General features: G+C 40.8%; 23 protein-coding genes. 7 read left to right on the forward strand and 16 right to left on the reverse strand.

Translation table 11 applies throughout. From position 1 onward, the window contains the following. Nucleotides 1-11: 11 nt before the first annotated feature. The 9 genes from hisB to hprK form a co-directional block, all read right to left on the reverse strand. Nucleotides 12-599, reverse strand: a complete 588-nt coding sequence (gene hisB, locus AC4BHP_RS12640) for an imidazoleglycerol-phosphate dehydratase HisB (protein WP_066106166.1) — start codon at nt 597-599, stop codon at nt 12-14. Beyond that, nucleotides 596-1879, reverse strand: a complete 1284-nt coding sequence (hisD, locus tag AC4BHP_RS12645; protein ID WP_490552584.1) for a histidinol dehydrogenase — start codon at nt 1877-1879, stop codon at nt 596-598. The genes hisB and hisD overlap by 4 nt, the downstream gene beginning before the upstream one ends. A 15-nt stretch (nt 1880-1894) precedes the next feature. Beyond that, entirely contained in the window at nt 1895-2530 is a 636-nt protein-coding gene (gene hisG, locus AC4BHP_RS12650; RefSeq protein ID WP_139892206.1) for an ATP phosphoribosyltransferase, read from the reverse strand. Beyond that, nucleotides 2527-3714: an ATP phosphoribosyltransferase regulatory subunit gene (locus AC4BHP_RS12655; protein WP_490552585.1), complete on the reverse strand. Its 1188-nt coding sequence runs from the start codon at nt 3712-3714 to the stop codon at nt 2527-2529. The genes hisG and AC4BHP_RS12655 overlap by 4 nt, the downstream gene beginning before the upstream one ends. A gap of 193 nt (nt 3715-3907) precedes the next feature. Then, the gene (locus AC4BHP_RS12660; RefSeq protein WP_066106154.1) at nt 3908-4435 is read right to left on the reverse strand and encodes an acyltransferase; all 528 of its coding nucleotides are present in this window, start codon (nt 4433-4435) and stop codon (nt 3908-3910) included. Beyond that, entirely contained in the window at nt 4432-5076 is a 645-nt protein-coding gene (gene ppaX / locus AC4BHP_RS12665; RefSeq protein WP_139892204.1) for a pyrophosphatase PpaX, read from the reverse strand. The genes AC4BHP_RS12660 and ppaX overlap by 4 nt, the downstream gene beginning before the upstream one ends. Further along, the gene (locus AC4BHP_RS12670; RefSeq protein WP_139892203.1) at nt 5045-6013 is read right to left on the reverse strand and encodes a nucleoside recognition domain-containing protein; all 969 of its coding nucleotides are present in this window, start codon (nt 6011-6013) and stop codon (nt 5045-5047) included. Before AC4BHP_RS12670 ends, ppaX begins: the two co-directional genes overlap by 32 nt. A 78-nt stretch (nt 6014-6091) precedes the next feature. After that, entirely contained in the window at nt 6092-6892 is an 801-nt protein-coding gene (lgt, locus tag AC4BHP_RS12675) for a prolipoprotein diacylglyceryl transferase (RefSeq protein WP_139892202.1), read from the reverse strand. 21 nt (nt 6893-6913) lie between these two features. After that, on the reverse strand, nt 6914-7837 hold the full coding sequence (gene hprK, locus AC4BHP_RS12680) for an HPr(Ser) kinase/phosphatase (RefSeq protein ID WP_066106142.1): 924 nt from the start codon (nt 7835-7837) through the stop codon (nt 6914-6916). Between the two features lie 156 nt (nt 7838-7993). Between hprK and nagA the strand changes: the two genes are divergently transcribed. From nagA to AC4BHP_RS12695, 3 genes are all read left to right on the forward strand, one after another. Continuing rightward, a complete protein-coding gene (gene nagA, locus AC4BHP_RS12685) occupies nt 7994-9169 on the forward strand; it encodes an N-acetylglucosamine-6-phosphate deacetylase (RefSeq protein WP_490552591.1) in 1176 nt (391 codons plus the stop codon). Nucleotides 9170-9180: 11 nt separating this feature from the next. Further along, nucleotides 9181-9909 carry a glucosamine-6-phosphate deaminase gene (gene nagB, locus AC4BHP_RS12690; protein WP_490552806.1) on the forward strand — a complete coding sequence of 243 codons (729 nt, stop codon included), beginning with the start codon at nt 9181-9183 and terminating at the stop codon, nt 9907-9909. Between the two features lie 217 nt (nt 9910-10126). After that, nucleotides 10127-10825 carry an N-acetylmuramoyl-L-alanine amidase gene (locus AC4BHP_RS12695; RefSeq protein ID WP_254654719.1) on the forward strand — a complete coding sequence of 233 codons (699 nt, stop codon included), beginning with the start codon at nt 10127-10129 and terminating at the stop codon, nt 10823-10825. A gap of 35 nt (nt 10826-10860) precedes the next feature. On the opposite strand, the gene AC4BHP_RS12700 is transcribed toward AC4BHP_RS12695, so the two are convergent. The 7 genes from AC4BHP_RS12700 to AC4BHP_RS12730 all read right to left on the reverse strand — a co-directional run bounded on the left by AC4BHP_RS12700 (nt 10861) and on the right by AC4BHP_RS12730 (nt 18400). Beyond that, nucleotides 10861-11205: a phage holin family protein gene (locus tag AC4BHP_RS12700; RefSeq protein ID WP_066106135.1), complete on the reverse strand. Its 345-nt coding sequence runs from the start codon at nt 11203-11205 to the stop codon at nt 10861-10863. Continuing rightward, nucleotides 11202-11414: a PspC domain-containing protein gene (locus tag AC4BHP_RS12705; RefSeq protein ID WP_066106133.1), complete on the reverse strand. Its 213-nt coding sequence runs from the start codon at nt 11412-11414 to the stop codon at nt 11202-11204. Before AC4BHP_RS12705 ends, AC4BHP_RS12700 begins: the two co-directional genes overlap by 4 nt. 38 nt (nt 11415-11452) lie before the next feature. Then, a complete protein-coding gene (locus AC4BHP_RS12710; RefSeq protein ID WP_066106130.1) occupies nt 11453-12553 on the reverse strand; it encodes a DUF4097 family beta strand repeat-containing protein in 1101 nt (366 codons plus the stop codon). 34 nt (nt 12554-12587) lie between these two features. After that, complete coding sequence (locus AC4BHP_RS12715) at nt 12588-12923, reverse strand: magnetosome magnetite crystal formation protein family (protein ID WP_490552594.1); 336 nt, start codon at nt 12921-12923, stop codon at nt 12588-12590. Nucleotides 12924-13122: 199 nt separating this feature from the next. Then, a complete protein-coding gene (gene uvrA, locus AC4BHP_RS12720; RefSeq protein ID WP_066106124.1) occupies nt 13123-15993 on the reverse strand; it encodes an excinuclease ABC subunit UvrA in 2871 nt (956 codons plus the stop codon). A 7-nt stretch (nt 15994-16000) separates the two neighbouring features. Then, the gene (uvrB, locus tag AC4BHP_RS12725) at nt 16001-17977 is read right to left on the reverse strand and encodes an excinuclease ABC subunit UvrB (protein WP_139892198.1); all 1977 of its coding nucleotides are present in this window, start codon (nt 17975-17977) and stop codon (nt 16001-16003) included. Nucleotides 17978-18172: 195 nt separating this feature from the next. Beyond that, entirely contained in the window at nt 18173-18400 is a 228-nt protein-coding gene (locus AC4BHP_RS12730) for a CsbA family protein (protein WP_066106119.1), read from the reverse strand. A gap of 266 nt (nt 18401-18666) precedes the next feature. On the opposite strand from AC4BHP_RS12730, the gene AC4BHP_RS12735 reads away from it, so the two are divergent. From AC4BHP_RS12735 to AC4BHP_RS12750, 4 genes are all read left to right on the forward strand, one after another. Beyond that, nucleotides 18667-19953, forward strand: a complete 1287-nt coding sequence (locus tag AC4BHP_RS12735; RefSeq protein ID WP_139892197.1) for an ABC transporter substrate-binding protein — start codon at nt 18667-18669, stop codon at nt 19951-19953. Between the two features lie 100 nt (nt 19954-20053). Continuing rightward, entirely contained in the window at nt 20054-21349 is a 1296-nt protein-coding gene (locus tag AC4BHP_RS12740; protein WP_140461785.1) for a carbohydrate ABC transporter permease, read from the forward strand. Then, nucleotides 21350-22174: a carbohydrate ABC transporter permease gene (locus AC4BHP_RS12745; RefSeq protein ID WP_066106115.1), complete on the forward strand. Its 825-nt coding sequence runs from the start codon at nt 21350-21352 to the stop codon at nt 22172-22174. Between the two features lie 36 nt (nt 22175-22210). Further along, complete coding sequence (locus AC4BHP_RS12750; RefSeq protein ID WP_139892194.1) at nt 22211-24151, forward strand: glycoside hydrolase family 15 protein; 1941 nt, start codon at nt 22211-22213, stop codon at nt 24149-24151. Nucleotides 24152-24222 lie beyond the last annotated feature (71 nt).

The following is a 24222-nucleotide window of genomic DNA, read 5'->3' on the forward strand; positions in this document are numbered from 1 at the left end:
CCCCTCTCCACTTACAGCATCCCTTTTGTAGATGGAATTCCTTTCACCCTTGGATCGTGTGATGTCGCTTCATCAAGCGCACGTCCAAGCGCTTTAAAAATGGCTTCAACAATATGATGGGAATTGCGGCCATAATGGACGACGACATGAAGATTCATCTTCGCCTCAATCGCAAGCTTCCACAGGAATTCATGTACAAGCTCTGTATCAAAGGATCCAATCATCGGTGCCGGAATGTCTGCTCTAAATTCAAGATGCGGCCGATTGCTCAAATCAACAACGACCTGTGCCAGTGCTTCATCCATCGGAACAAAGGCATTTCCATATCGCTTAATCCCTCTTTTATCTCCAAGCGCCTGACTCAACGCCTGCCCTAAACAAATACCAATATCCTCTGTTGTGTGATGCCCATCCACTTCTATATCCCCATCCGCATCTACTCGTAAATCAAAATGGCCGTGCTTCGCAAATAGATCCAGCATATGCGAGAGAAAAGGCACACCTGTTGAAAGCTCCGTCTTACCTTCACCGTCAAGGCCTAAAGCAAGCTTAATTTTCGTTTCGTTCGTTCTTCTATCTATTTCGGCTGTACGTTTCATTGACCTTCCTCCTTCGAAATAAATCGCGATTCCACGGCCCGCGCATGAGCCTCTAATCCTTCTAATCTAGCAAAAGCAGCGATTTTAGATGCATTAGCCTCAAAATCCTGTTGACTGTACATAATTAAGCTCGTTTTCTTTTGAAAATCATCTACATTCAATGGGCTTGAAAAACGGGCTGTACCATTTGTAGGCAGCACATGATTGGGACCTGCAAAATAATCGCCAACCGGCTCAGAACTATATTTACCGATAAAAATAGCACCTGTATGCCGAATTGCGCCCGCCACATTCATCGCATCCGCTGTTTGAATTTCCAAATGTTCAGGGGCCAGCTCATTTACAGCCTCAATCGCCTCTTCCAATGTGTTTGCTACGTATATACCGCCAAAATTATTCCAGGCAGCGAGCGCAATCTCTTTACGCGGTAACACGGCCAATTGTTTCTCCACTTCCACTTTGACCTGGCTCGCCAATCTTCGGCTCGTGGTAATCAGCACACTGCATGCCCGTTCATCATGTTCAGCCTGTGATAGCAAATCTGCCGCAACATGCCGAGCCTCTGCCGTTTCATCAGCAAGCACCGTAATCTCACTAGGACCGGCAATCATATCAATATCCACATCCCCATATACTTCCCTTTTGGCAAGCGCGACGTAAATATTACCCGGTCCTGTAATTTTATCTACTTTTCCGATTGATTCTGTTCCATAGGCAAGAGCTCCGATTGCTTGGGCACCGCCTACCTTATAAATTTCAGTGATGCCTGCAATATGCGCGGCAGCAAGCACGGAGTCAGGTAATCTCCCGTCTATTCCCGGCGGCGAAACCATGACAATCCGCTTTACACCGGCCACTTTAGCCGGGATGGCATTCATTAATACGGAGGATGGGTAGGCGGCCGTACCGCCTGGAACATAGATGCCGACTGAATCAAGCGGAGTACGCCTTAAACCAAGCATAGTTCCTGTCACGGACATATCTATCCATGAATTTTGCACTTGTTTTTCATGATAGCTTCGAAGATTTGAAGCAGCTTCAGTCATGATTGAAATCATCTCTTGCGGCATGTTGGCGATTGCTTTTTCCATTTCATCGTTTGTTACTTTAAGAGAATCCATCTCTGTTTGGTCAAACTTTTTTGTATAAAAAAATAAAGCCTGATCTCCGCGTTCCTTTACATCCTGCAGGACTTGTTGGACAACCTTCCTTTGAGCATCGGATCCGCCATCCACCGTACGTTTCAACGATAATCCACTCGTTAACGATTTAATTTCCATGCCTTCTCCCTCCAATTATTCCTTCGGCTGCAAAACCTTCCCCAGTCGAGTTACCATTTCAGCGATTTCTTTTTCCTTCATTCGATAACTTACCGGATTTGCAATAAATCGTGATGTCACATTTTGGATTGCTGCATACTCTACCAGTCCATTCTCACGTAAAGTTTGTCCGGTCGATACAATATCAACGATTCGATCAGCAAGGCCTATCATGGGAGCCAGCTCAATGGACCCGTTTAACTTAATAATTTCAACCTGTTCACCCTGCTCACGAAAATATTGGGAAGCGATATTTGGGTATTTACTGGCAATCTTCGGAGCAATCTTGTTCATTTCTGTATTCGGCATGCCTGCCACTGCTAAATGGCATTCACTTATTTCTAAATCCAACAATTCATACACATCACGTGCTTCTTCCATCAGAACGTCTTTACCGGCAATCCCTACATCAGCCACACCATGCTCGACATAAGTGGGAACATCCATTGGTTTAGCCAGGATAAAACGAAGATTTTCATTCTCTACATGAATGATCAATTTTCTAGTATCGTCAAAATCAGGAGGAATCTGATAATCTGCTTTTCTTAATAATTCCACTGCTTCATCCAAAATCCGTCCCTTTGGCATGGCAATCGTTAATTGTTCCATTATCCCTCTCCCCCTGATCCATCTGTCATGTCAATCATAAATTCAATATTCGGAAAATGATTTGTAAATGTATTTACATCCTTTATTCCATTCACATTTTGTAAAACCACACGCATGCCGGATTGTCGCAGCTCCGTTGCCCGGCTTATCGCTTTCTGTTGCTGTACAGGGTGATAAATGATGCAAAGGGGCGGCTCTTCTTCAACTCCTGAATCGAGCGCCTCCAGTATACGGTCTAAACGTAAACCAAATCCTGTGGCAGGAGCATCTGTCCCGAACTGTTTATATAGCTCGTTGTATCTTCCTCCATTTCCAAGTGGAAAGCCTACATTTTCCCCAGATACTTCAAACAAAATACCTGTATAATAATCCATATGGCTGACAAGTGATAAATCATACGTAATCATTTCTGTATGATCTGTTAAAAGAAGGATATCGGCCAATTTTTTCAACTCTTTAACCGCATACTGACCAAGCTGCCCATTTGTCAGTTTTTCAGCCATTTCCAGAATCTCGCGGCCCCCTTTTAAATAAAGAAGCTGAAACAGAGTCTCTTTATCCTTTAATGAGATTGGCAATTGATTCACATACTGTTTAAAACCAACATAGTTTTTTTCAAACAGAAATTTCCTCATAATCCCTGCAGTTTCTGCGCAACCGCCAAAATGAAGGAGTAAATCCTGTACAAAGCCAATATGACCAAGCGTAATATGGAATCTTTCCAAACCAGCACATTTTAAAACATCAGACAGAAGACAAAGCACTTCAGCATCAGCCGAAAGGGTACGATCCCCTATCAATTCAATCCCAAATTGCTCAAATTCTGCTGGACGTCCTCCCTCTTTTTCCTGTGCTCTGAACACATTTGCACTATAGGCGAGCCGCTCGGGATTCCCTTCCTTCAATAGATGGGAAGAAGCAACCCTGGCAATAGGCGAGGTCATATCCGGTCGCAACACTAAACTATGACCATCTTTATCTAATAACTTGAATAAATGAACATCACGGATAGCAGATACCTTACCGACCGTCTCATAATATTCGAGTGATGAAGTTTCCAAAAAACGATATCCGTATTGAACCGTTTGATCCATCATCCTTTGTTTCATGGATTGTTTTATCTTATATAAATCCGGCAATGTGTCACGCATGCCCAAGGGCTTTTCAAACATAAATAAATCCGGCATAATTAACAGTCCTTTATTATAAGTTTTTAGAATACTTTAGTTCGCTAATATGCTAATATGATGAAGTTAAGTTAAAGTGTATCGTTCCTTCCAAATAACGTCAAGTGATATGGATATTCCTTTCCACCAATCTATCATTAGGCCTGCAAATTACACAATTAAAAACCCCGCTCTAATGAACGGGGTTCCTCTTTTACCGAAAGAAATCATCTTCCTTGATTCTAATTTTCATTTCTTCCGCACTATAGATGATTTTCATCGGATTACCTCCTACAAAGGCCCCTGCCGGAACATCCTTATGAACGAGGGTCCCTGCCGAAACAATCGCACCATCACCTATTTCAATTCCGGGCAACAGAGTAGAGTTGGCACCAATCAACACCTCATCACCAATAATTACACTCCCTAAACGGTATTCGTTTATTAAGTATTCGTGCGCGAGAATCGTTGTATTATAGCCAATCACCGAGTTACGTCCAACGGATATTTTTTCTGGAAACATAACGTCAAGCATAACCATTAAGGCAAAGGAGGTCTTCTGCCCAACCTTCATTCCTAAAAAAGTCCGATAAAGCCAATTTTTCATGCTTAAAAAAGGTGTATATCTCGCAAGCTGTATAACGATAAAATTCCGAACAACCTTCCAAAAGGGAACGGTTTTATAAACATACCAAAGGGAATTGCCATCACCTTTTACCGGATAACGCTTAGTTCTTCTCATTGCTTTACAATCGTTAAGAGATCGCGCATATTTTCAAGCATATAATCTGGCTTGAATTGCTCAAGATACTCTCTTCCCTTGATTGTCCAGGCAACGCCCGCTGTCTTCGTTCCAGCGTTTTTCCCAGCCAAAACATCATGACTATTGTCTCCAACCATAATCGTTTCAGAAGGCTCAGATCCGATTAATTTCAACGCTAACTGGATTGGCTCCGGATCTGGCTTTGGCATTTGAACATCATCAAGTGTGACAACAACATCAAAAAAGGATTCAAGGCGGCCTTTAATCAAGCCCATCTTAACAGCATTGCGCATTTTAGTTGTCACAATACCGACTTTATATCCACTTTTTTTAAGTATTTCAATCGTCTCATATACACCTTCATATTCACGAACAAGTAAGTCATGATTGGCAAAATTGTGTTCACGGTAAAATGCAATCATCTCATCCTTACGCTCAGGATCCAATCCTCCAAAGGTTTCAGCCAGGGAGGGACCAATAAATTGGTAGACGTCCTCACGTGAATATTGGCCTGGATAGTAGTGATTAAATGTATGTAAAAATGAAGCAATAATTAGTTCATTCGTATCAATTAATGTTCCATCTAAATCAAATAGTAATGTTGTGATTTTCTGCTTCACGCTGTTCGTCCTTCCTCTTTCTTAATTCTACCTTTTTCCATATAAATGCAATTGTTACGGCTAAAAGAATGGCTGTCACCAAACGGATGAGCAGCAGGGGCAGAACTGGCACGCCAAGAGGGATAAAAATGACCGTATCCTCCACCACTGCATGGCAGGCGATTAGAAAGATAAAGGCGATCGTAATATCCTTTTTACTAACCCCATCTTCACGAACGGCATCAAGCATAACTCCCGCTCCATAAGCCAGACCAATGACCAAGCCCGCAACCAAAGTCATGGATGTGTTTTCTTTCATCCCCAGCATCCTAGTGATAGGCTTCATCCAGTCCGAAAATTTATTTAGCCAATTAAGATCCTTCATAATTTGGATAACTAGCATCAATGGAATAACGATCAATGCCAGCTTTAATGTTCCATAGGCTGCTTTTTCCAATGCCAGCAATAACACAGGTATGAGGCCTGATACCACTTCCTCATTGCCGCTGATTCCATAATATATTCTCTCTGATCCGCCCTGCCATACTAAATGAATGACAATGGCTGATAATAGCGCGAGTCCAATACGTGTGAGCAGGACAACCCATAGTTTAACTCCTACCTTTAGCGCAACACCGGTTTCAATAAAGAGATTATGGGAAAAGGAAAGCATTACGGCAATAATAAATACTTCTTTAACAGTTAAAGAATCGAGTGCCAATATGCCCCCAATCCCGGCATAGAGATTCAAAAAGTTCCCGAGTACCAACGGAATTGCTGCGTCTCCCGGAAGTCCAATCAGTCCCATGGCAGGACTTATCAAATCAATGATCCAAGGTAATACCGGTGTATATTGCAAGATGGATATTAAAAATGTAACGGGAAAAATAATCTTCCCGAGCATCCACGTAGTTCTTAACCCAGCCATTATCCCTTTTGATATGGTATCTTTTTTCATAAATTCCACCCCTTTAGCTGTTCACGATGTACAACCTGCAATCTGAAATTCTAAAGATGTGGTTATGAGCAATGGACATCATATGTCTAAATATTTTTTCTCTGAATATCCCATTTTCCGTCTTACAACAAGCAGGATTATTCCACCAATAATCAATGAAAGCGATAAGACCTGCGCCATTCGGAATTCACCAAACAGCATGAGGCTATCTGTTCGCATCCCCTCTATAAAGTAGCGGCCGATGGAATACCAAATTACGTATGTCAGGAACATTTCACCCTGACGCAGATTAACTCTTCTTAACAGAAGCAATAAACCAAATCCAAGGAAATTCCAAAGGGATTCGTACAAGAAAGTCGGGTGGTGGTAAGCACCATTGATAAACATTTGATCAATGATGAAGTCGGGCAACATTAAATTCTCAAGAAATTGGCGGCTAACCACATCACCATATGCTTCCTGGTTAATGAAGTTACCCCATCTGCCAATACCCTGCGCGAGAATAAGAGATGGCGCTGCAATATCAGCAATTTTCCAGAAGGATATATTTCTGGAGCGAGCAAAGAAAATGGTTGTAATGACGGCCCCAATCAAGGCTCCATGAATGGCAATTCCGCCATTCCATATTTTATAAATATCGCCGAGGTGATCTTTATAATAGGACCACTCAAAAATAACATAGTAAATACGTGCACTGATAATAGAGATTGGAACTGCATAGATCAACAGGTCAACAAACAAATCTTTGTCCAACCCACGGCGTTTTGACTCACGCATGGCAAGCCAAAGCCCAATAAAGACACCCATTCCAATAATAATTCCATACCAGTAAATCTGGATGGAACCGATATGTATGGCAACACGGTCTATCGTATTCATCTACCCTAACACCTACTCTAATTATTTTTCTTTTTCAATTGCTTCATTCAATTTTTCGGTAAATTGCTGAGCTGTATTAACGCCCATTCGTTTCAGACGGAAATTCATAGCCGCCACTTCAATAATAACCGCAATATTTCGGCCCGGCCGAACTGGTATATTCATTCGGGTGATATCCGTATCAATAATTCGTACCTTTTCTTCTTCCAAACCAAGTCTATCGTAATTCTTCTGCTGATCCCATAGCTCCAGATTGATGACAAGGGAGATTCTTTTATGGCTTCTGACTGCTCCCGCACCAAACAAAGTCATCACATTAATGATGCCTACACCTCTAATTTCCAAAAGGTGCTCGATCAATTCAGGTGAATTTCCGACCAGTGTGTCGTCATCTTCCTGGCGAATTTCCACACAATCATCGGCAACTAAACGATGTCCTCTTTTTACAAGTTCAAGCGCAGTCTCACTTTTTCCGACTCCGCTCTTTCCGGTAATCATGACACCTACGCCATATATATCTACCAAAACGCCGTGAACAGCAGTCGTTGGAGCAAGCTTGCTTTCAAGGAAATTAGTCAGTCGGCTGGAAAACCGGGTCGTTTTCATCGATGTTCGTAAAACCGGTACAGAAACGCTTTCAGAAGCCATCAATAATTCCTTCGGCACCTCTAAATCACGCGTGATAACGATACAAGGTGTAATATCACTGCATAGCATTTGCATTCTTGAAATTCTTTCTTCATCATTTAACTTAGAGAAAAACGATAATTCTGTCATCCCAAGGATTTGAATACGATCAGCAGGGTAATAATCGAAATAACCTGCAATTTCTAAACCAGGTCTGGAAAGATCGCTCGTAGTGATAGGTCTATTTACACCTTCTTCACCACAAACCAGTTCAAGCTGGAATTCATCAATGAGGTCGATTGTTTTAACTTTTGCCAAAAAATTCACTCCCTGATCTAGTGATTATTAAATTTGTGCTTTCATTTTATCATTATTTCCTACATAACCATACAATTACAATAATATAATTCTGGTTTTTCTAAAAAGTTAAAAGTACCATAAGGATAGGACAACTTACCTGGGGGTTTAAGAGAAATGACACTACTGATACAAAACGCAACGATATATCAAGAGAATGCCATCCTGCAAAACGGATATATCTTAATTAAAGATAATCAAATTAAAGAAGTGGGTCTTATGGAAAACTCACCACAGCACGCTGATGAAATTATCACCCTTAAAGAGGGACAGCTAGTACTGCCCGGTTTCATTGATATCCACATTCATGGCGCGGCCGGGGCTGATGCCATGGATTCTACAGAAGAAGCACTTAGAATCATGGCAAAAGAGCTGCCTAAAGAGGGAACCACATCTTTTCTTGCAACAACAATGACACAGGATCCTGCCAATATAAATAAAGCGTTACAAGCTATCAAAAGCTTTAAGATTAACGGAAATCCTGCCGGAGAAACCGAAATGCTGGGCGTACATTTAGAAGGTCCATTTATCAGTCCATCAAAAGCAGGAGCACAGCCGTTGCATCATATCAAGAATGCCGACGTGGATTTATTTAAGGAGTGGAACGAATCATCAGGTAATGCAATCAAATTGGTCACTCTTGCTCCGGAACAGCCTGGTGCAAAGGAATTAATTAAACATCTCCGCAATTCAAATATCATCTGCTCCATGGGTCATACTAATGCCACATACGAACAGGCATCAGAGGCGATTGAACACGGAATATCGAATGCTACACATTTATTTAATCAAATGACCGGCTTACACCATCGTGACATAGGTGCCGCTGGAGCAGCTTTACTGCATGATCAGGTATTCGTGGAGATGATTGCGGATGGAATTCACATATCACCTGAAATGATAAAGCTTGCTCTCAAGGTTAAAGGCACAGAAAAGGCCATTCTTATTACGGATGCCATGCGGGCAAAAGGAATGGCGGATGGACAATATGATCTTGGCGGACAGGAAGTAACCGTTACAGGTGATGAAGCGCGTCTTGCAGATGGTACTTTGGCAGGCAGTATTCTCAAAATGAACGATGCCATAAAAAATGTATGTCATTTTACCGGATATTCATTGCAAGAAGTTGTCCAAATGGCTTCTGTTAATCCAGCTAAACAGCTTAATATTTATGATCAAAAAGGAAGCATTGCTGTTGGGAAAGACGCAGATCTTGTGATTATGGATACAAACTTTAATGTATCCATGACAATCTGCCGTGGTAAAATAGCTTACAGAGGTGAAGAGCAATGAATCAAACAACTATGAGGATTATTAAAGCAGACAATTATGATGAAATGAGCCAAATTGCTGCAGAAATTTTTATCAGCAAAATCAAGCAAAAACCGGATGCAGTCCTTGGACTCGCTACCGGAAGCACCCCACTCGGTCTCTATAAAAATCTTATAGAGGATCACCAGAAAAATGGGACAAGCTATCAGCAAATCCATACCGTAAACCTGGATGAATATATAGGGCTTTCAAAAGATAATCCAAACAGCTATCACTCCTATATGATGAATAATCTATTCAAAGACTTGGACATCCCACAAAATCATATTCATCTTCCACATGGGGATGCAGAGGACCTTTTGCAGGAATGTGAGCGATATGAAACGGTGATAAATAATCTTGGTAATGTAGAGCTTCAGGTATTAGGAATCGGAAAGAATGGTCACATTGGCTTCAATGAACCTGGAACTCCATTTTCCAGTAAGACACATATCATTGAATTAAAAGAAAGCACTCGACAAGCTAATGCCCGCTTCTTTAATCATCTGGATGAGGTTCCAAAACAAGCGATCACAATGGGCATTTCTACAATTATGAAAAGCAAAGAGATTATACTGCTCTCTTCTGGTGAAGCAAAGGCAGAAGCAACCTACAAACTGATTCACGGTGATCTAACAGAACAACTACCAGCAAGTATTCTAAAGCAGCATCCGGCAGTAACCGTAATCGTAGATAAAGAAGCAGCTTCTATGCTCGATTAATCATTGGCTTTCCACATTCTATGGAGTGCTATAACGCATATTAGATGAAGCCATTACATACATTCTGACAGCAATGAAGCCTGACTGAAATATAATATCCATTTTAATCAAGAGATCCTGTCCTTTTAATTTAAAACGTCACCATAGATGGGCCATTTAGATGGCTTGCCTCATATTATGGTAGTAAAAGGACAGGGGGCTTTTAAAGTTGAAGATTATGATTGATGCAGGCCATGGCTATAAAACACCTGGAAAGTCATCACCGGATGGAATGAAGGAATATGAATTTAATCGAAGTGTTGCTGAATATTTAAAGGATTTATTAACCAACTATCAAGTTAATACTTTCTTTGCCCATTCGGACATAGTAGATGTTCCTTTACAAGAAAGAACGAATCGTGCAAATTCTCTCCATGTAGATTTATATGTATCAATTCATGCCAACGCCGCCGTAAATCGAGGTTGGCATAAAGCAGGAGGAATTGAAACGTATATTCATACATCAGGGCCTAAAGAAGCCCTCTCTCTCGCTACAAAAATCCAGAATAAATTGATTGCCACCACCGGTTTACAAAATCGAGGAGTTAAAACGGCTGATTTTCATGTGCTGAGCGCCACAAAAATGACAGCTGTACTGGTTGAATGCGGGTTTATGACAAATGAAAAGGAAATAAAGCTGCTTAAAAGCAATCACTACCGAAAAAAATGTGCACAAGCAATTGCCGAATCTATCATCTCTCATTATTCATTGAAAAAGAAATTAAGCAATCCTTCCAAAAAATCAGATCCGGAAAAAATACTGTACAAGATTCAGTTAGGTGCCTTTTCAGACAAGCAGAATGCAGCCAACTTAGCAACACAGCTAAAACGTCTTGGTTTTGAAACAACCATCATAACGGACAAGCAAGAATGCTAAAAAACCTGAAGCCTAGTAAACAGGCTTCAGGTTCTTTATTTATCATCCATTACACTTTCCATAATCGTATTAACCAATGAAAGAATAATCGATACCAGGAATGTCAGCCAGAAGCCATTGATATCAAAGGCACTTCCCATTGCTGCATCCGTAATCATTAACACAATGGTATTAATGAAGAGCAGAAATATTCCTAGCGTAATGATCGTTATAGGTATCGTTAGGATGGTCACAATTGGTTTGACAATTACGTTAAAGATGGATAATACAATGGCTGCAATAATGGCTGCACCAAACCCGGTTACATGAACACCTTCAAATATCTGTGTCAGCAATACGAAAACGACTGCATTAACAAGTATTTTGGCTATCCATTTCATATGTCCATCTCCTTCACTTCTTCTCTCGGCATAAAACAGCTAAGAATCGTATAGGGAATAATCAGCATAAAGCTAGTTGGAATGAGCGCGATTATAAATAGGATACGCAAAAGCTTTGAACTCATACCAAAATATTGTGAGATTCCTCCAAGGACACCCGAAACAATCTTATCTGACCTTGAACGGACAAAACGCTTTTTTTCCTTCAAAATACCCCGCAGCTCCTTTTAATCCATTAACGTATTGATTAATGTTTGATTTTAATATTACCGGCTCTTGATTCGGCCAAAATATGAATGGATTCCTCATAATTACCCTCTGACTTGAATCGGAGCATCTTTTGGACCACATCACTTTTTTCCTCAATGATGTGAATACCCTTCAGGTCAATATTAAAACTGCCGAGATTGGATTTTAACTCCCCATCACATCCAGTATTTGCTGGGATTTGCAGATTAATACTTCCTGCCGACGCCTTAGCTCGGATCGTTTCTCCATAACGGCCGGTTTGTTCACATTGAATACTTCCATTAATCGTCTGGAAATCTCCTTTTCGGAAGCCTCCCTGGATTTGGATTGCACCATTCATCGTTTCGACTTCCAATTCGCCTACATCAAATCCTTTAAGATTGACAACACCATTGACCGTCTCAAATTCTGCTTCTCTTGCATTCAAATCCGTAAATTGAATTTGCCCATTACCCGTTTTGGTCATGACCGTATCGACTTTAACATTTTCACCGGTAATTGCTCCGTTAAATAGTCGAATTTTCAATTCCTCATAGCGATTGTCTGGCACACGAATGATTGCTTGTAATTTAATGGATTTGTCGTGTGCAGCAAATCGAAGTCTTCCTTCTTCAAGCGAATAAGTTACTTCTTTAAGCAGTTTTTCTCTCGCTTCAGTCGTATTTTCTGCCCTATACACCTTCGCCTGGCATTCAATCCTAATCTCGTCCTTATCCCATGGGAGGAACTGGACACTGCCGTTTGCCAGATCGACATCTATTTTACGCAAAGATACATGATCATGATGATAAATATGCTCGATATCAACCGCTGAGCCAAAATTAAGGTCAAAATCTACATCTTTTATCTTTTTAACAACATCGTCTACGATTCCTAATAGTTTATCCATTGTGGATGCAGACTTTTTGGATGGTGACCCCTTATATTCTGATTCACTTTGGTTTACAACCGTTGATAATTCACTGGTTTCTGTCCTTTGCTCATCTTCTTTAATCAGTTTGTCTTTCTTTTCAATTTGCTCAAGTAATAATAATGCTTCATCGGCGTTAAGTAAGCCTTCCTTCACCATTTCCAAAATTCTTTTTTTCTCTTGATTCATTCTTACCAGCTCCCTTTTCCATGGTATGTACCTATCAATCCTTTACTAGTTTAATACCCTGAATGACATTCCAAATCATCACAATAAAGCTAATCAAACCGAAAAGAAACATAGCCAGTATAGCAGTATAGGGCAAGGCCGTTATTTCCGAACTCGAGGCAAGCTGAGTTAGAAATACAAAGAACACGATAATGCCCATGACTAATGGAAATAGATGTGAGATTAAAGCTCGTTTAGCATGCCCTTTTAGCTCAAAATCATCTACAGCTACGAAATAAATAACCGTAGGAAAGATGAAGCCTAAAAAGAAGAAACTGAAATAACATAGAGCAGCCAGAAATCGATTAGTTGTTGTTATAGATACAGACACCTCTCCTAATTGTACGTATAAATTGAAAGAAAGTTTCTTATATATCAACAATACCTTACAACAATTGGAAAATGGTAACTTTTCGATTATACCCTGGCCAGAAATCGTTAATCTATGAGTTTTCTAAAGGTGCACGGGCAAACGTATGAGTAAGTTCTTTGAAGCAAATACGCCGGATATGGATAAAAAGCAAGCCGTTTTATCTGGCGGCTTGCTTTTCCTTGATTTTATTATTCATACGGTCCCGATCACGTTCTAGAACGGGCTTTAAATATTTTCCTGTATAAGATTCAGGTGTCTCCGCTATAACCTCCGGTGTTCCGGTAGCCAAAATGGTTCCGCCTTTTTCTCCACCTTCAGGACCTAAATCAATTAAATAATCAGCTGCTTTAATGACATCTAAATTATGCTCAATGACAAGCACTGTATCGCCATTATCAACCAAGCGCTGCAATACTTCCAAGAGACGCGAGATATCATCAACATGAAGTCCTGTTGTCGGCTCATCCAAAATATAGAGTGAGCGGCCATTGGAGCGACGATGTAATTCACTCGCCAGCTTAACCCTTTGCGCTTCTCCGCCGGATAGTGTTGTGGCAGGCTGCCCCATCTTAATATATCCCAGACCAACATCATAAATGGTTTGGATCTTCCGTTTGATTTTCGGATGATTTTCAAAGAACTGAAGTGCTTCTTCTACTGTCATATCTAAAATATCAGAAATATTCTTCCCTTTATAGGTTACTTCCAATGTTTCCCGATTATACCGTTTTCCATGACAAACCTCACAAGGAACATAGACATCCGGAAGGAAATGCATTTCTATTCGGATGATTCCATCTCCACGGCATGCTTCACAGCGTCCGCCTTTAATATTGAAACTGAAACGGCCTTTCTTATATCCACGGACCTTCGCTTCATTTGTGGAAGCAAACACATCCCTGATATCATCAAACACACCTGTATAGGTTGCCGGATTGGATCGCGGCGTACGACCGATTGGTGATTGGTCAATATCAATCACTTTCTCCAGTTCCTCCACACCTTTTATCTCGCGGTGGTTTCCTGGTCTCGCTTTCGCCCTGTGCAGCTTTTGAGCTAATGATTTATGGAGAATTTCATTCACTAATGTACTTTTACCTGATCCGGATACTCCTGTAACAGCTACAAATGTCCCAAGCGGAAAAGATACATTTACATTTTTGAGATTATTCTCTTTAGCACCTTTAATCTGAATTAATCGTCCATCGCCCTTTCTGCGTTCCTGTGGCAAAGGAATGAATTTTTTCCCTGATAAATATTGGCCCGTTAAGGAATTAGAATCCTCCATCACTTCCTCCGGCGTACCTGCTGAGACAATCTCACCGCCGTGCGCTCCTGCTCCAGGACCGACATCAATCAAATAATCCGCTGCCAGCATCGTGTCCTCATCATGCTCCACCACAATAAGCGTATTCCCGATGTCACGCATACTTTTCAGCGTCGCAATCAATCGGTCATTATCACGTTGATGAAGACCAATTGAAGGTTCATCCAAAATGTATAAAACACCTGTTAAGCGCGAGCCGATTTGAGTAGCCAATCTGATTCGCTGTGCTTCTCCCCCTGAAAGTGTTCCGGCTGCTCGGTTTAATGTCAGATATTCCAAGCCAACATTATTCAAAAAGCCCAGCCTTTCTTTGATTTCCCTAAATATCAAACGGCCGATACTCATATCTTTCTCGGATAGATTCAAATTTTCAAAGAAATCGTTAGCATCTTTAATAGAGAGGGCCGTAATCTCGCCAATATGCTGTCCTGCTATTAATACCGCCATCGTTTCCTTCTTCAGACGATAGCCTTTACAGGTTGGACATGCCTGCTCGGCCATATATTTTTCCATCTGATCACGTGTATAATCTGAACTTGTTTCTTTAAACCGGCGTTCTACATTAGCCAATACGCCTTCAAATTCCACTCTGTTTTCCCGTATTTGCCCGAAATCATTCTCGTAACGGAAATAGATTTTCTCCCCATCCGAGCCATAAAGAATTTTATCAAGCTGGCTTTCCGGTATTTGAGAGACTGGAACATCCATATCTATACCATAGTGATTGCATACACATTCAAGTAATTTAGGATAATACTGAGAACTGGTAGGTTCCCATGGAGCGATTGCATGCTCTCTTAATGTTAATTCCGGGTCAGGAATTACGGCAGCCCGGTCAACTTTTACTTTAAAGCCCAGTCCATCACATGTTGGGCAGGCGCCAAATGGACTGTTGAACGAGAACATCCGAGGCTCCAATTCCCCAATTGAAAATCCACAATACGGACAAGCATGATGCTCACTGAAAAGCAACTCTTCCTCGCCTATTACATCAATGATAACTTTACCATCACCCAGACGGAGTGCAGATTCAATTGAATCAGCTAAGCGGGCATTGATTCCCTCTTTCACGACAACCCGGTCGATGACCACTTCAATCGTATGCTTTTTATTTTTATCCAGACGAATATCATCATCCAAATCATACATTTCTCCGTTTACACGGACACGGACATACCCTTGCTTTTTAATATCTTCAAGCATTTTGACATGGGTACCTTTTCTGCCTGTTACAACCGGAGACAGAATCTGCATTTTCGTGCGTTCTGGATAGGACAAGATTCTGTCTACCATTTGCTCAATTGTTTGAGATGTAATTTCAATCCCATGCACAGGACAGACTGGTTTGCCGACTCTGGCATACAATAAACGCATATAATCATAAATCTCTGTCACTGTCGCAACGGTTGAACGAGGATTGCGGCTTGTCGTCTTTTGGTCAATTGATATCGCTGGAGACAGCCCTTCAATCAAATCAACATCCGGTTTATCCATTTGGCCGAGGAACTGCCGGGCATATGCGGAAAGAGATTCCACATAGCGGCGCTGGCCCTCCGCATAGATTGTGTCAAAAGCCAGGGAGGACTTTCCGGAACCGGATAAACCCGTCAGTACAACCAGCTTATCCCGGGGGATTGTCACATCAATATCCTTAAGATTATTGGTCCTGGCCCCTTTAATTACAATTTTATCAAGTGCCATCCTATGTTCATCCTTCCACTTTTAACTCTAAAATTAAATCTCTAAGTTCGGCAGCACGTTCAAAATCAAGCGCTTTGGCTGCTTCCTTCATTTCTTTTTCCATATTTGCAATTACTTTTTGACGCTCTTTCTTGGAAAGTTTCTCGTATTTATTTGCAGCTTTTTCTTCTTCATCTTCCGTTATATGAGTGGCCCGAATGACATCGCGAATATCCTTCTGAATCGTCTTGGGAACGATGCCATGTTTCCTGTTATACTCTTCCTGAATCGCACGGCGCCTTTTAGTCTCTGAAATCGCTATTTCCATGGAATTCGTTATTTTATCTGCATACATAATAACATGACCGTTTGAATTACGGGCAGCACGGCCGACCGTTTGAATAAGAGACCGTTCTGAACGCAGGAATCCTTCTTTATCCGCATCAAGAATAGCTACGAGTGAGACCTCCGGAATATCAATCCCTTCACGCAGTAGATTTATTCCAATCAACACATCATATTTTCCAAGACGCAGATCTCTGATGATTTCGATTCGTTCGAGTGTTTTAATCTCAGAGTGTAAATATTGAACCTTGATGCCAAGCTCTTTTAAATAATCCGTTAAATCCTCAGACATTTTCTTAGTCAATGTAGTGATTAGGACACGCTCATCCCTTGTGATTCTCTCGTTAATTTCCCCTAACAAGTCATCAATTTGACCTTCAATCGGGCGAACATCAATAGTTGGATCCAGCAGTCCTGTTGGACGGATAATCTGTTCAACCATTTCCGGTGAATGCTCCTGTTCATAAGGCCCCGGTGTAGCAGATACATAAACAATCTGGTTGACATGTTCTTCAAACTCCTGAAATTGCAAAGGCCTATTATCCATTGCGGACGGCAAACGGAAACCATGATTGACAAGTACCTCTTTCCGGGCGCGGTCTCCATTATACATACCGCGAACCTGCGGGACTGTAACATGGGATTCATCTATCACCATTAAAAAGTCTTTAGGGAAATAATCGATAAGGGTATAGGGGGTAGAGCCCGGCGGCCTTAAGGTCAGGTGTCGGGAATAGTTCTCAATTCCTGAACAAAAGCCCATTTCTCTCATCATTTCAAGATCGTAACGGGTTCTTTGCTCCAACCGCTGTGCTTCGAGAAGCTTTCCTTCACCTCTTAAAAAGGTGAGCTGCTCTTCCAATTCCGTCTCAATATTTTGAATGGCAATCCTCATCTTTTCTTCTCTTGTAACGAAGTGGGATGCAGGGAAGATAGCTACATGGTCTCTTTCGCCGATAATTTCTCCAGTCAGCGCATCCACCTCTCTGATCCGTTCCACTTCATCGCCGAAAAATTCAACACGTACACAGTGTTCATCCTTTGAGACTGGAAAAATCTCTACTACATCTCCTCTTACTCGAAATGCTCCGCGTTGAAAGTTAATATCATTTCGTTCATATTGAATGTCGACCAATTTACGCAATAGCTGATTCCGCTCCATTTCCATGCCAACTCGAATGGATAAAACCATTTCCCCGTATTCTTCCGGAGAACCCAAGCCATAAATACAGGATACACTGGCAATAATAATGACATCCTTCCGCTCAAATAATGCAGATGTTGCAGAGTGGCGAAGTTTATCTATCTCATCATTAATACTGGCGTCCTTTTCTATAAAGGTATCAGTCTGAGGTACATACGCTTCAGGCTGATAGTAGTCATAGTAACTGACGAAATACTCGACTGCATTATTCGGGAAGAACTCTTTAAATTCACTGTACAGCTGTCCAGCAAGCGTCTTATTATGAGCAATGATAAGGGTGGGCTTATTAATCTCTTTTATCACGTTGGAAATTGTGAATGTTTTTCCGGTTCCAGTAGCACCAAGCAGCGTTTGATGCTTAACGCCATTATTAATTCCATTCACTAGCTCTTTAATTGCAGTTGGCTGGTCTCCTTGAGGGGTATACTTGGAAACCAATTCAAATTGTTTACTCACACAAAAGCCCCTTTCATCATTTTCATCTCAAGTCTCGTTTTATTTGATAACAATATTTTACCACAATCATCTATAAACAAACCAATAAAAAGCGAACAAACATTCCCTTTTTTAACTTTAATAATATCATTTATGCCCATCCTGCCAAAAAATAAAAGAGTCTTCCTCAATAATACGGAAGACTCAGTCTGTTGTTTATGCACTTTTAGGTGTTCTTTTGATCATGCGCTGAGAATACCAATACCCGGCCGTTAATGAAAATGCGTCAATTATAATCAGAGGCCAGGATGATGTATAGCCTTTATACGCTGATGCGGCGATTAGGGCAACCGTTAAACACAAACCGACTATGCAGCTATATGTCACTCTTGAAAAGAGCACAACTAATAAACCTGGAGCTAAAAGAGCTATTAAAATCTTCATCTGAGGTCTCACCTGCTTCCTCTGGAATCACGCAGCTATTTTCCAGCAATTCTATTCAGCTACAAATATATTACATTTCATGTGATTAATCCAGCAGGATACTAAGTTAATCGCTGACTGGCCCTCCATTTGGCACCCCTCTGACTTCAAATGTGTCCATAGGCCTTTAGGATCATGTATGAAATTTTATCCAAAATTAGGTTTCGTTAACCAAATCTAAAGGAATTTATAAAGAAGCAAGTATTCATTAATATAGGAGGGAAAATATGAAACTTAAAAAATGGTTATCCATCTCTTCTGCTGCTTTCTTAGGGATTGCCTTAACAGCATGTTCGGATGCCGAAGAAACCTCTAATGATGAGAACGATTCAAAAGAAGAAACAGTTGAAATTACATATGCCAGAGGAGTCGATACGACAGGCAGTACAGAAAAACTGATAGAAGCATTCGAGAAAAAACATCCGAATATTAAGGTAAACTATCAGGAAATGCCGAATAGTTCTACTCAACAGCACGATCAATATGTAACCGCATTCAGTAGTAAAAGTGCTGAAATTGATGTATTTGATGCAGATGTTGTTTGGCCGGCAGAGTTCGCCCAAGCTAACTATGCGATGGAATTAGACCGCTTCATCGATCAGGATAAAATAAATCTCGAAGACTACTTCCCCGGTCCAGTTGAAGCCGGGAAATTTGAAGGCAAGCAATGGGCTCTGCCAAAATACTCAGATGCCGGTATTCTTTATTATCGAACAGATTTGGTTAGCGAACCCCCAAAAACATGGGATGAGTTGATAGAAATGGCTAAAGAAGGAAACGGGAAAGAAGGCACAAGCTCAGGCTTTGTCTTCCAAGCAAAGCAATATGAAGGTATTGTTGTGAACGCCATGGAATTCATTGCCTCCTACGGCGGCAAAATCATCGATGAAAACAATGAAGTCGTCATTAACAGTCCAGAAGCCAAAAAAGGACTTAGTAAAATGGTTGAAATTGCAAACGCAGATTTCATGCCAAATAACATTTTAACTTTTACCGAAACGGAAACTGAATCTGCCTTTAAAGAAGGCCAAACTGTATTCGCACGCAACTGGCCCTATATGGAAAAAACAGCTGCTGATAAAAGTACCTCAAAGGTAGCTGGCAACTTTGCCTTTACCTCCTTGCCTGCTGGTGATTCAGGCTCTGCTTCGACACTCGGAGGCTATATGGCCATGATTAACCGCTATACTGATCATCCAAAAGAATCATGGGAATTTGTGAAATTCATGACTGGGGAAGAAGGACAAAAGATCTCTGCGACCGAAGGCGGACGTGCTCCAACCATAAAAGCTTTATATGAGGATAAGGAAGTACAGGATGCGGCTCCTGTTTTCAAAGAAAAGTCTTTTGTTGAAACACTAGAAAACGCTGTACCTAGGCCGGTTACTCCAAATTACCAGGAAATATCGGATATTTTGCAAATCGAAATTTCTAAAGCATTAACAAAGGATATTACAGTTGATGAAGCCATTGAAAATATGGAATCGAAAATGAAGGCTGCATTGAAGGAATAGATAACTTAGCCTAATAGGAACGGCAATGGGAGGGAGATGGGCACAAAAGCTTGTCTCCTATTTTTTAGCTTTTGAAGTCCATCCTGAAAGGAGTAATGATATGAAAAAGAAATTTTCGCTATCCGAACGACAATTAGGATATGCCATGATTATCCCTTCTCTTATACTAATTGGAATTGTTGTTCTCTATCCAATTGCCATGTCTTTTTGGAACAGTATGTTTGATTATCGATTGAATACTCCAGAGAAATCCGTACGAATGCTATCTTCTCAAGTTGACCTTGAACGGTATGCCACTGATTATTATTATCTACAAAAAAATCTAGAAGAATTGAATAGCGATAAATCCAGCCAATGGGCAGAACTCATTGAAAAAAATCATCAAAAACTTTTAAATGAATCCGATATCGAAAAGCAATATGAATATGTAGAGAAAAAGGTTGCCAACTTTGAACCTATTAAGGAGAAAGATGAAAAATATGCCTCCATTAATGAGGATACAGCAGAAGCCTATAAAGCTGATTTAAAATCCATCAGTGGTGAATTGAAAGCGATCGAGGGAGAGCAGTCAGAACTTGCAAAGGATACAGCTGCTTTATCTGCTTCTGTCTCTGATTCTATTTTGAAGGAAAACTTTGTTGGGTTAGGTAACTACAGTAAATACCTATCTGATGCACGCATGTGGAAATCGTTATCCAATACGATGATTTTCACAGTTATTACAGTCTTTTTTGAATTGGTGATTGGATTAGCCATTGCCTTATTAATTAATCGAGCGTTCTTTGGCAGAGGTGCGGTCAGAGCAGTTGTATTAATTCCCTGGGCGATCCCTACCGCTGTATCAGCGATGATGTGGATGTTCCTCTATGATGGGCAATCAGGCATTATCGCCCACTTGTTCGAAGAGCTTCATATTATTTCAAACGCCGGGGATTTATTAAGCACAGGTGCCGGAGCGATGGCGTCTGTTATTCTAACGGATATATGGAAAACAACACCCTATATGGCTTTGTTATTGTTAGCGGGCTTGCAGACCATCCCCAAGGATGTTTATGAAGCTGCTTCAGTCGATGGAGCAAGCAAGTGGTACCAATTCCGCAGAATAACACTACCTTTATTAAAATCCAGCATTCTTGTTGCCCTGCTCTTCCGTACACTTGATGCGTTCAGAGTATTTGACCTCATTTTCGTCTTAACAGGCGGCGGACCTGCAAATTCAACAGAAGTGATTACCATATATGCATATAAAACCTTATTCGCTCAACAAAATTTCGGCGAAGGCTCCGTCCTCTCGATGATTGTGTTTGTTTCAGTGGCGATTATCAGCCTGATTTACATTAAATTCATAGGTTCTGACCTATTTGGAGACCGCATAAACGGAAAGGGGGAAAATTAAATGAAGAAGCCTGTAAAAACCATACTTTTCTATGTGTCGATTGCTCTTTTTATCTTTGTTATCATGTTCCCATTTCTCTGGGTCTTTCTTACATCCTTAAAAGAACCGGGTGAAATTTTTGCCTCGTATAAATGGTGGTCCAAGAATCCATCTCTAGATTCATATAAATCTGCTTTAACTTCAAGGCCCCTGCTCAGTTACATGAAAAATAGTTTAATCGTTTCTACCGTTACGACCGTAATCGCCATAACGTTTGCATCATTTGCAGCTTATGCGTTAACACGTTTACCGATTAAAGGAAAGGGTATTATATTTGCTGTAATACTCGCATCATCTATGTTTCCGCATATCGCTATTATTTCACCAATCTATAACTTTGTAACCGACTTCAATTTACGTAATACGTATACAGGGTTGGTGATTCCCTATATTACATTCAGCTTACCTTTGGCTATTTGGCTATTATCCACGTTCTTTCAGAAAATACCAAAGGATCTTGAGGAATCAGCGAAGATGGATGGTGCTACACCATTTCAAACCTTTAGAAGAATCATTTTCCCATTGGCTGCACCCGGCGTATTTACGACAGCCATCCTTGTATTTATCGCAGCTTGGAATGAATATTTATTTGCTTTAACTATTAATTCAAAAGAAGCAGCACGAACTGTACCAGTAGGTATATCCCTTTACCAAAGTGATTACACCATTCCTTGGGGTGATATAACGGCAGCAACTGTCATCGTCACCATTCCAATTGTTATATTGGTGTTGATTTTCCAAAGAAAAATAGTATCCGGTTTGACATCAGGATCAGTGAAGGGATAAAACGAATGTACTGTTTCAACGTTGAGGGGGATTTTGTTGGAAAAAAAACCGTATATTACAGAAGCAATCATTGGTAATTCAAGCATGCTGGTATCTTTAACAAAAGATGGGCAGGCGCAAAGGATCACATGGCCAAATATCGATTTTCCCCAGCATCTAAATCTATTTTATACAGGTATTCGCGGCATTGAAGGCTCGGTAAAGACCTTCTTCCTTCATGAGAATGTTTGGAATCATAAACAAGCCTATATGAACCGCACGAACATTTTAGAAACCATATCCACACTCGGCGGTTCTGGCTTGTCTATCAGACAGCTCGATTTTGTGTTACCCAAAAAAGATGTCTATGTTCGGCACTTTACCTTTAAAAATCTATCAGATCGTCCACAAAATATAAGCTTCGTAGTTTACAGCGATTTTATGATTGATGAAAAAAGACGCTATCAAACTGTTATGTTCGAGGAAGATACAGATAGCTTTACCCATTACCACAGAGAATATGGATTTGCAGTTGGCTCCACTCATAACGTTAAGAAATTTCAATGTGGAGCTACATTTAAGGAGCTAAATGACGGTATTCTTAGGGGTAAAAGAATTGCCAATAAATCATCATGTGGAATTGAATATGATCCGCTTTCTCTCGATCCCAACGAGGAAAAATCCATTACGCTTTATATTGCAGCAGGCAACGGCTCTCAAGGAGCGATTGACATCTTAAAGGATGTAAAAGAGATTCCCTTTGACGAACATTTCAAGGAGACCTTGCACTATTGGTATGAATATTTGGATCAAGCGAAGCCAGTTGAAATTAAAGATGAACGAACAAAGAAAATTTATGAGCGTTCTTTACTTATGTTTCATTTAATGAATAATAAAAATGGCGGTTTCATTGCTGCCCCTGAGGTAGATGAGGAATATGCCTTTTCAGGTGGATATTCCTATTGCTGGGGTCGTGATGCAGCCTACACCGCCACTGCATATGCTCGTGCAGGCTATCACAGACAGGTTAAAGAGTTTTACCGATTTGCCAGAACTCTTCAGGATGAGGAAGGAAAATGGGATCAGCGCCACTATTTAGACGGACATTTAGCTCCTGCCTGGGGCTTGCAAATTGATGAAACAGGCTCCATTCTGTGGGGACTCCATCAATTTTATGAAATTACCGGTGATGAGGACTTTGTAGTTGAAATGTGGCCAGTCATGGAAAAAGGGGCGGACTTCCTTACTAAGTTTATCGATCCCATCACCCATCTTCCTCTTCCTAGCATGGATATATGGGAAAAAAGAGAAGCTGAACACTTTTATTCAGCCGCCGCAGTATATGGAGGGCTGTTAGGATCTTCTGAATGGGCCGAGAAATTAGGTCATCCCGAAAAAGCTATTCTTTATAGGAATACTGCAGCAGCTATTAAAAAGACTATCATGCAGATTGGCTACAATGAGACGAATGAAGCGTTTTTCCGAGCTTTTCATTTAAGACTCGATGAACCGGCCTACTTAAATAAGAAAGCTCAGGGCAAGGATGTCTCAAAGGAATATGATGCCAAGGGATATCCAATCTATCGTCAGGTCAGGGATGATGTCATCGATATCTGTTTACTTGGCCTTCAGGTACCCTTCAATATGATTGATGCCAATGATCCAAAAATGAAACAAACAGCTGCCACCATTGACCGACTGTGCCGCTCCAAGATTATTGGCGGTATCGAACGCTTCCCGGGGGATATCTATATTAGTGGTGACCCTTGGATCATATCGACGCTCTGGCTCGCGATTTATTATATTCGCATTAATAAACAGCTTGAAGCAAAGAAATTATTTAAATGGGTCGTCGATCATGCCACTGATTTGGATCTTTTAGCAGAGCAAATTGACAAAATTACAGGCAGACCTGCCTGGGTATTACCGCTTACTTGGTCACACGCTATGTTCATTTTGACTGTTTTAGAAATGAAAGAGAATGGAATAGAACTTTAACCGCCTGTGGATAAGCCAAGTTGTCCACACACTTATACACGGTAATCACAGTTTATTCATAACATTTAATA

This window comes from Pradoshia sp. Z4_20, assembly GCF_058216035.1.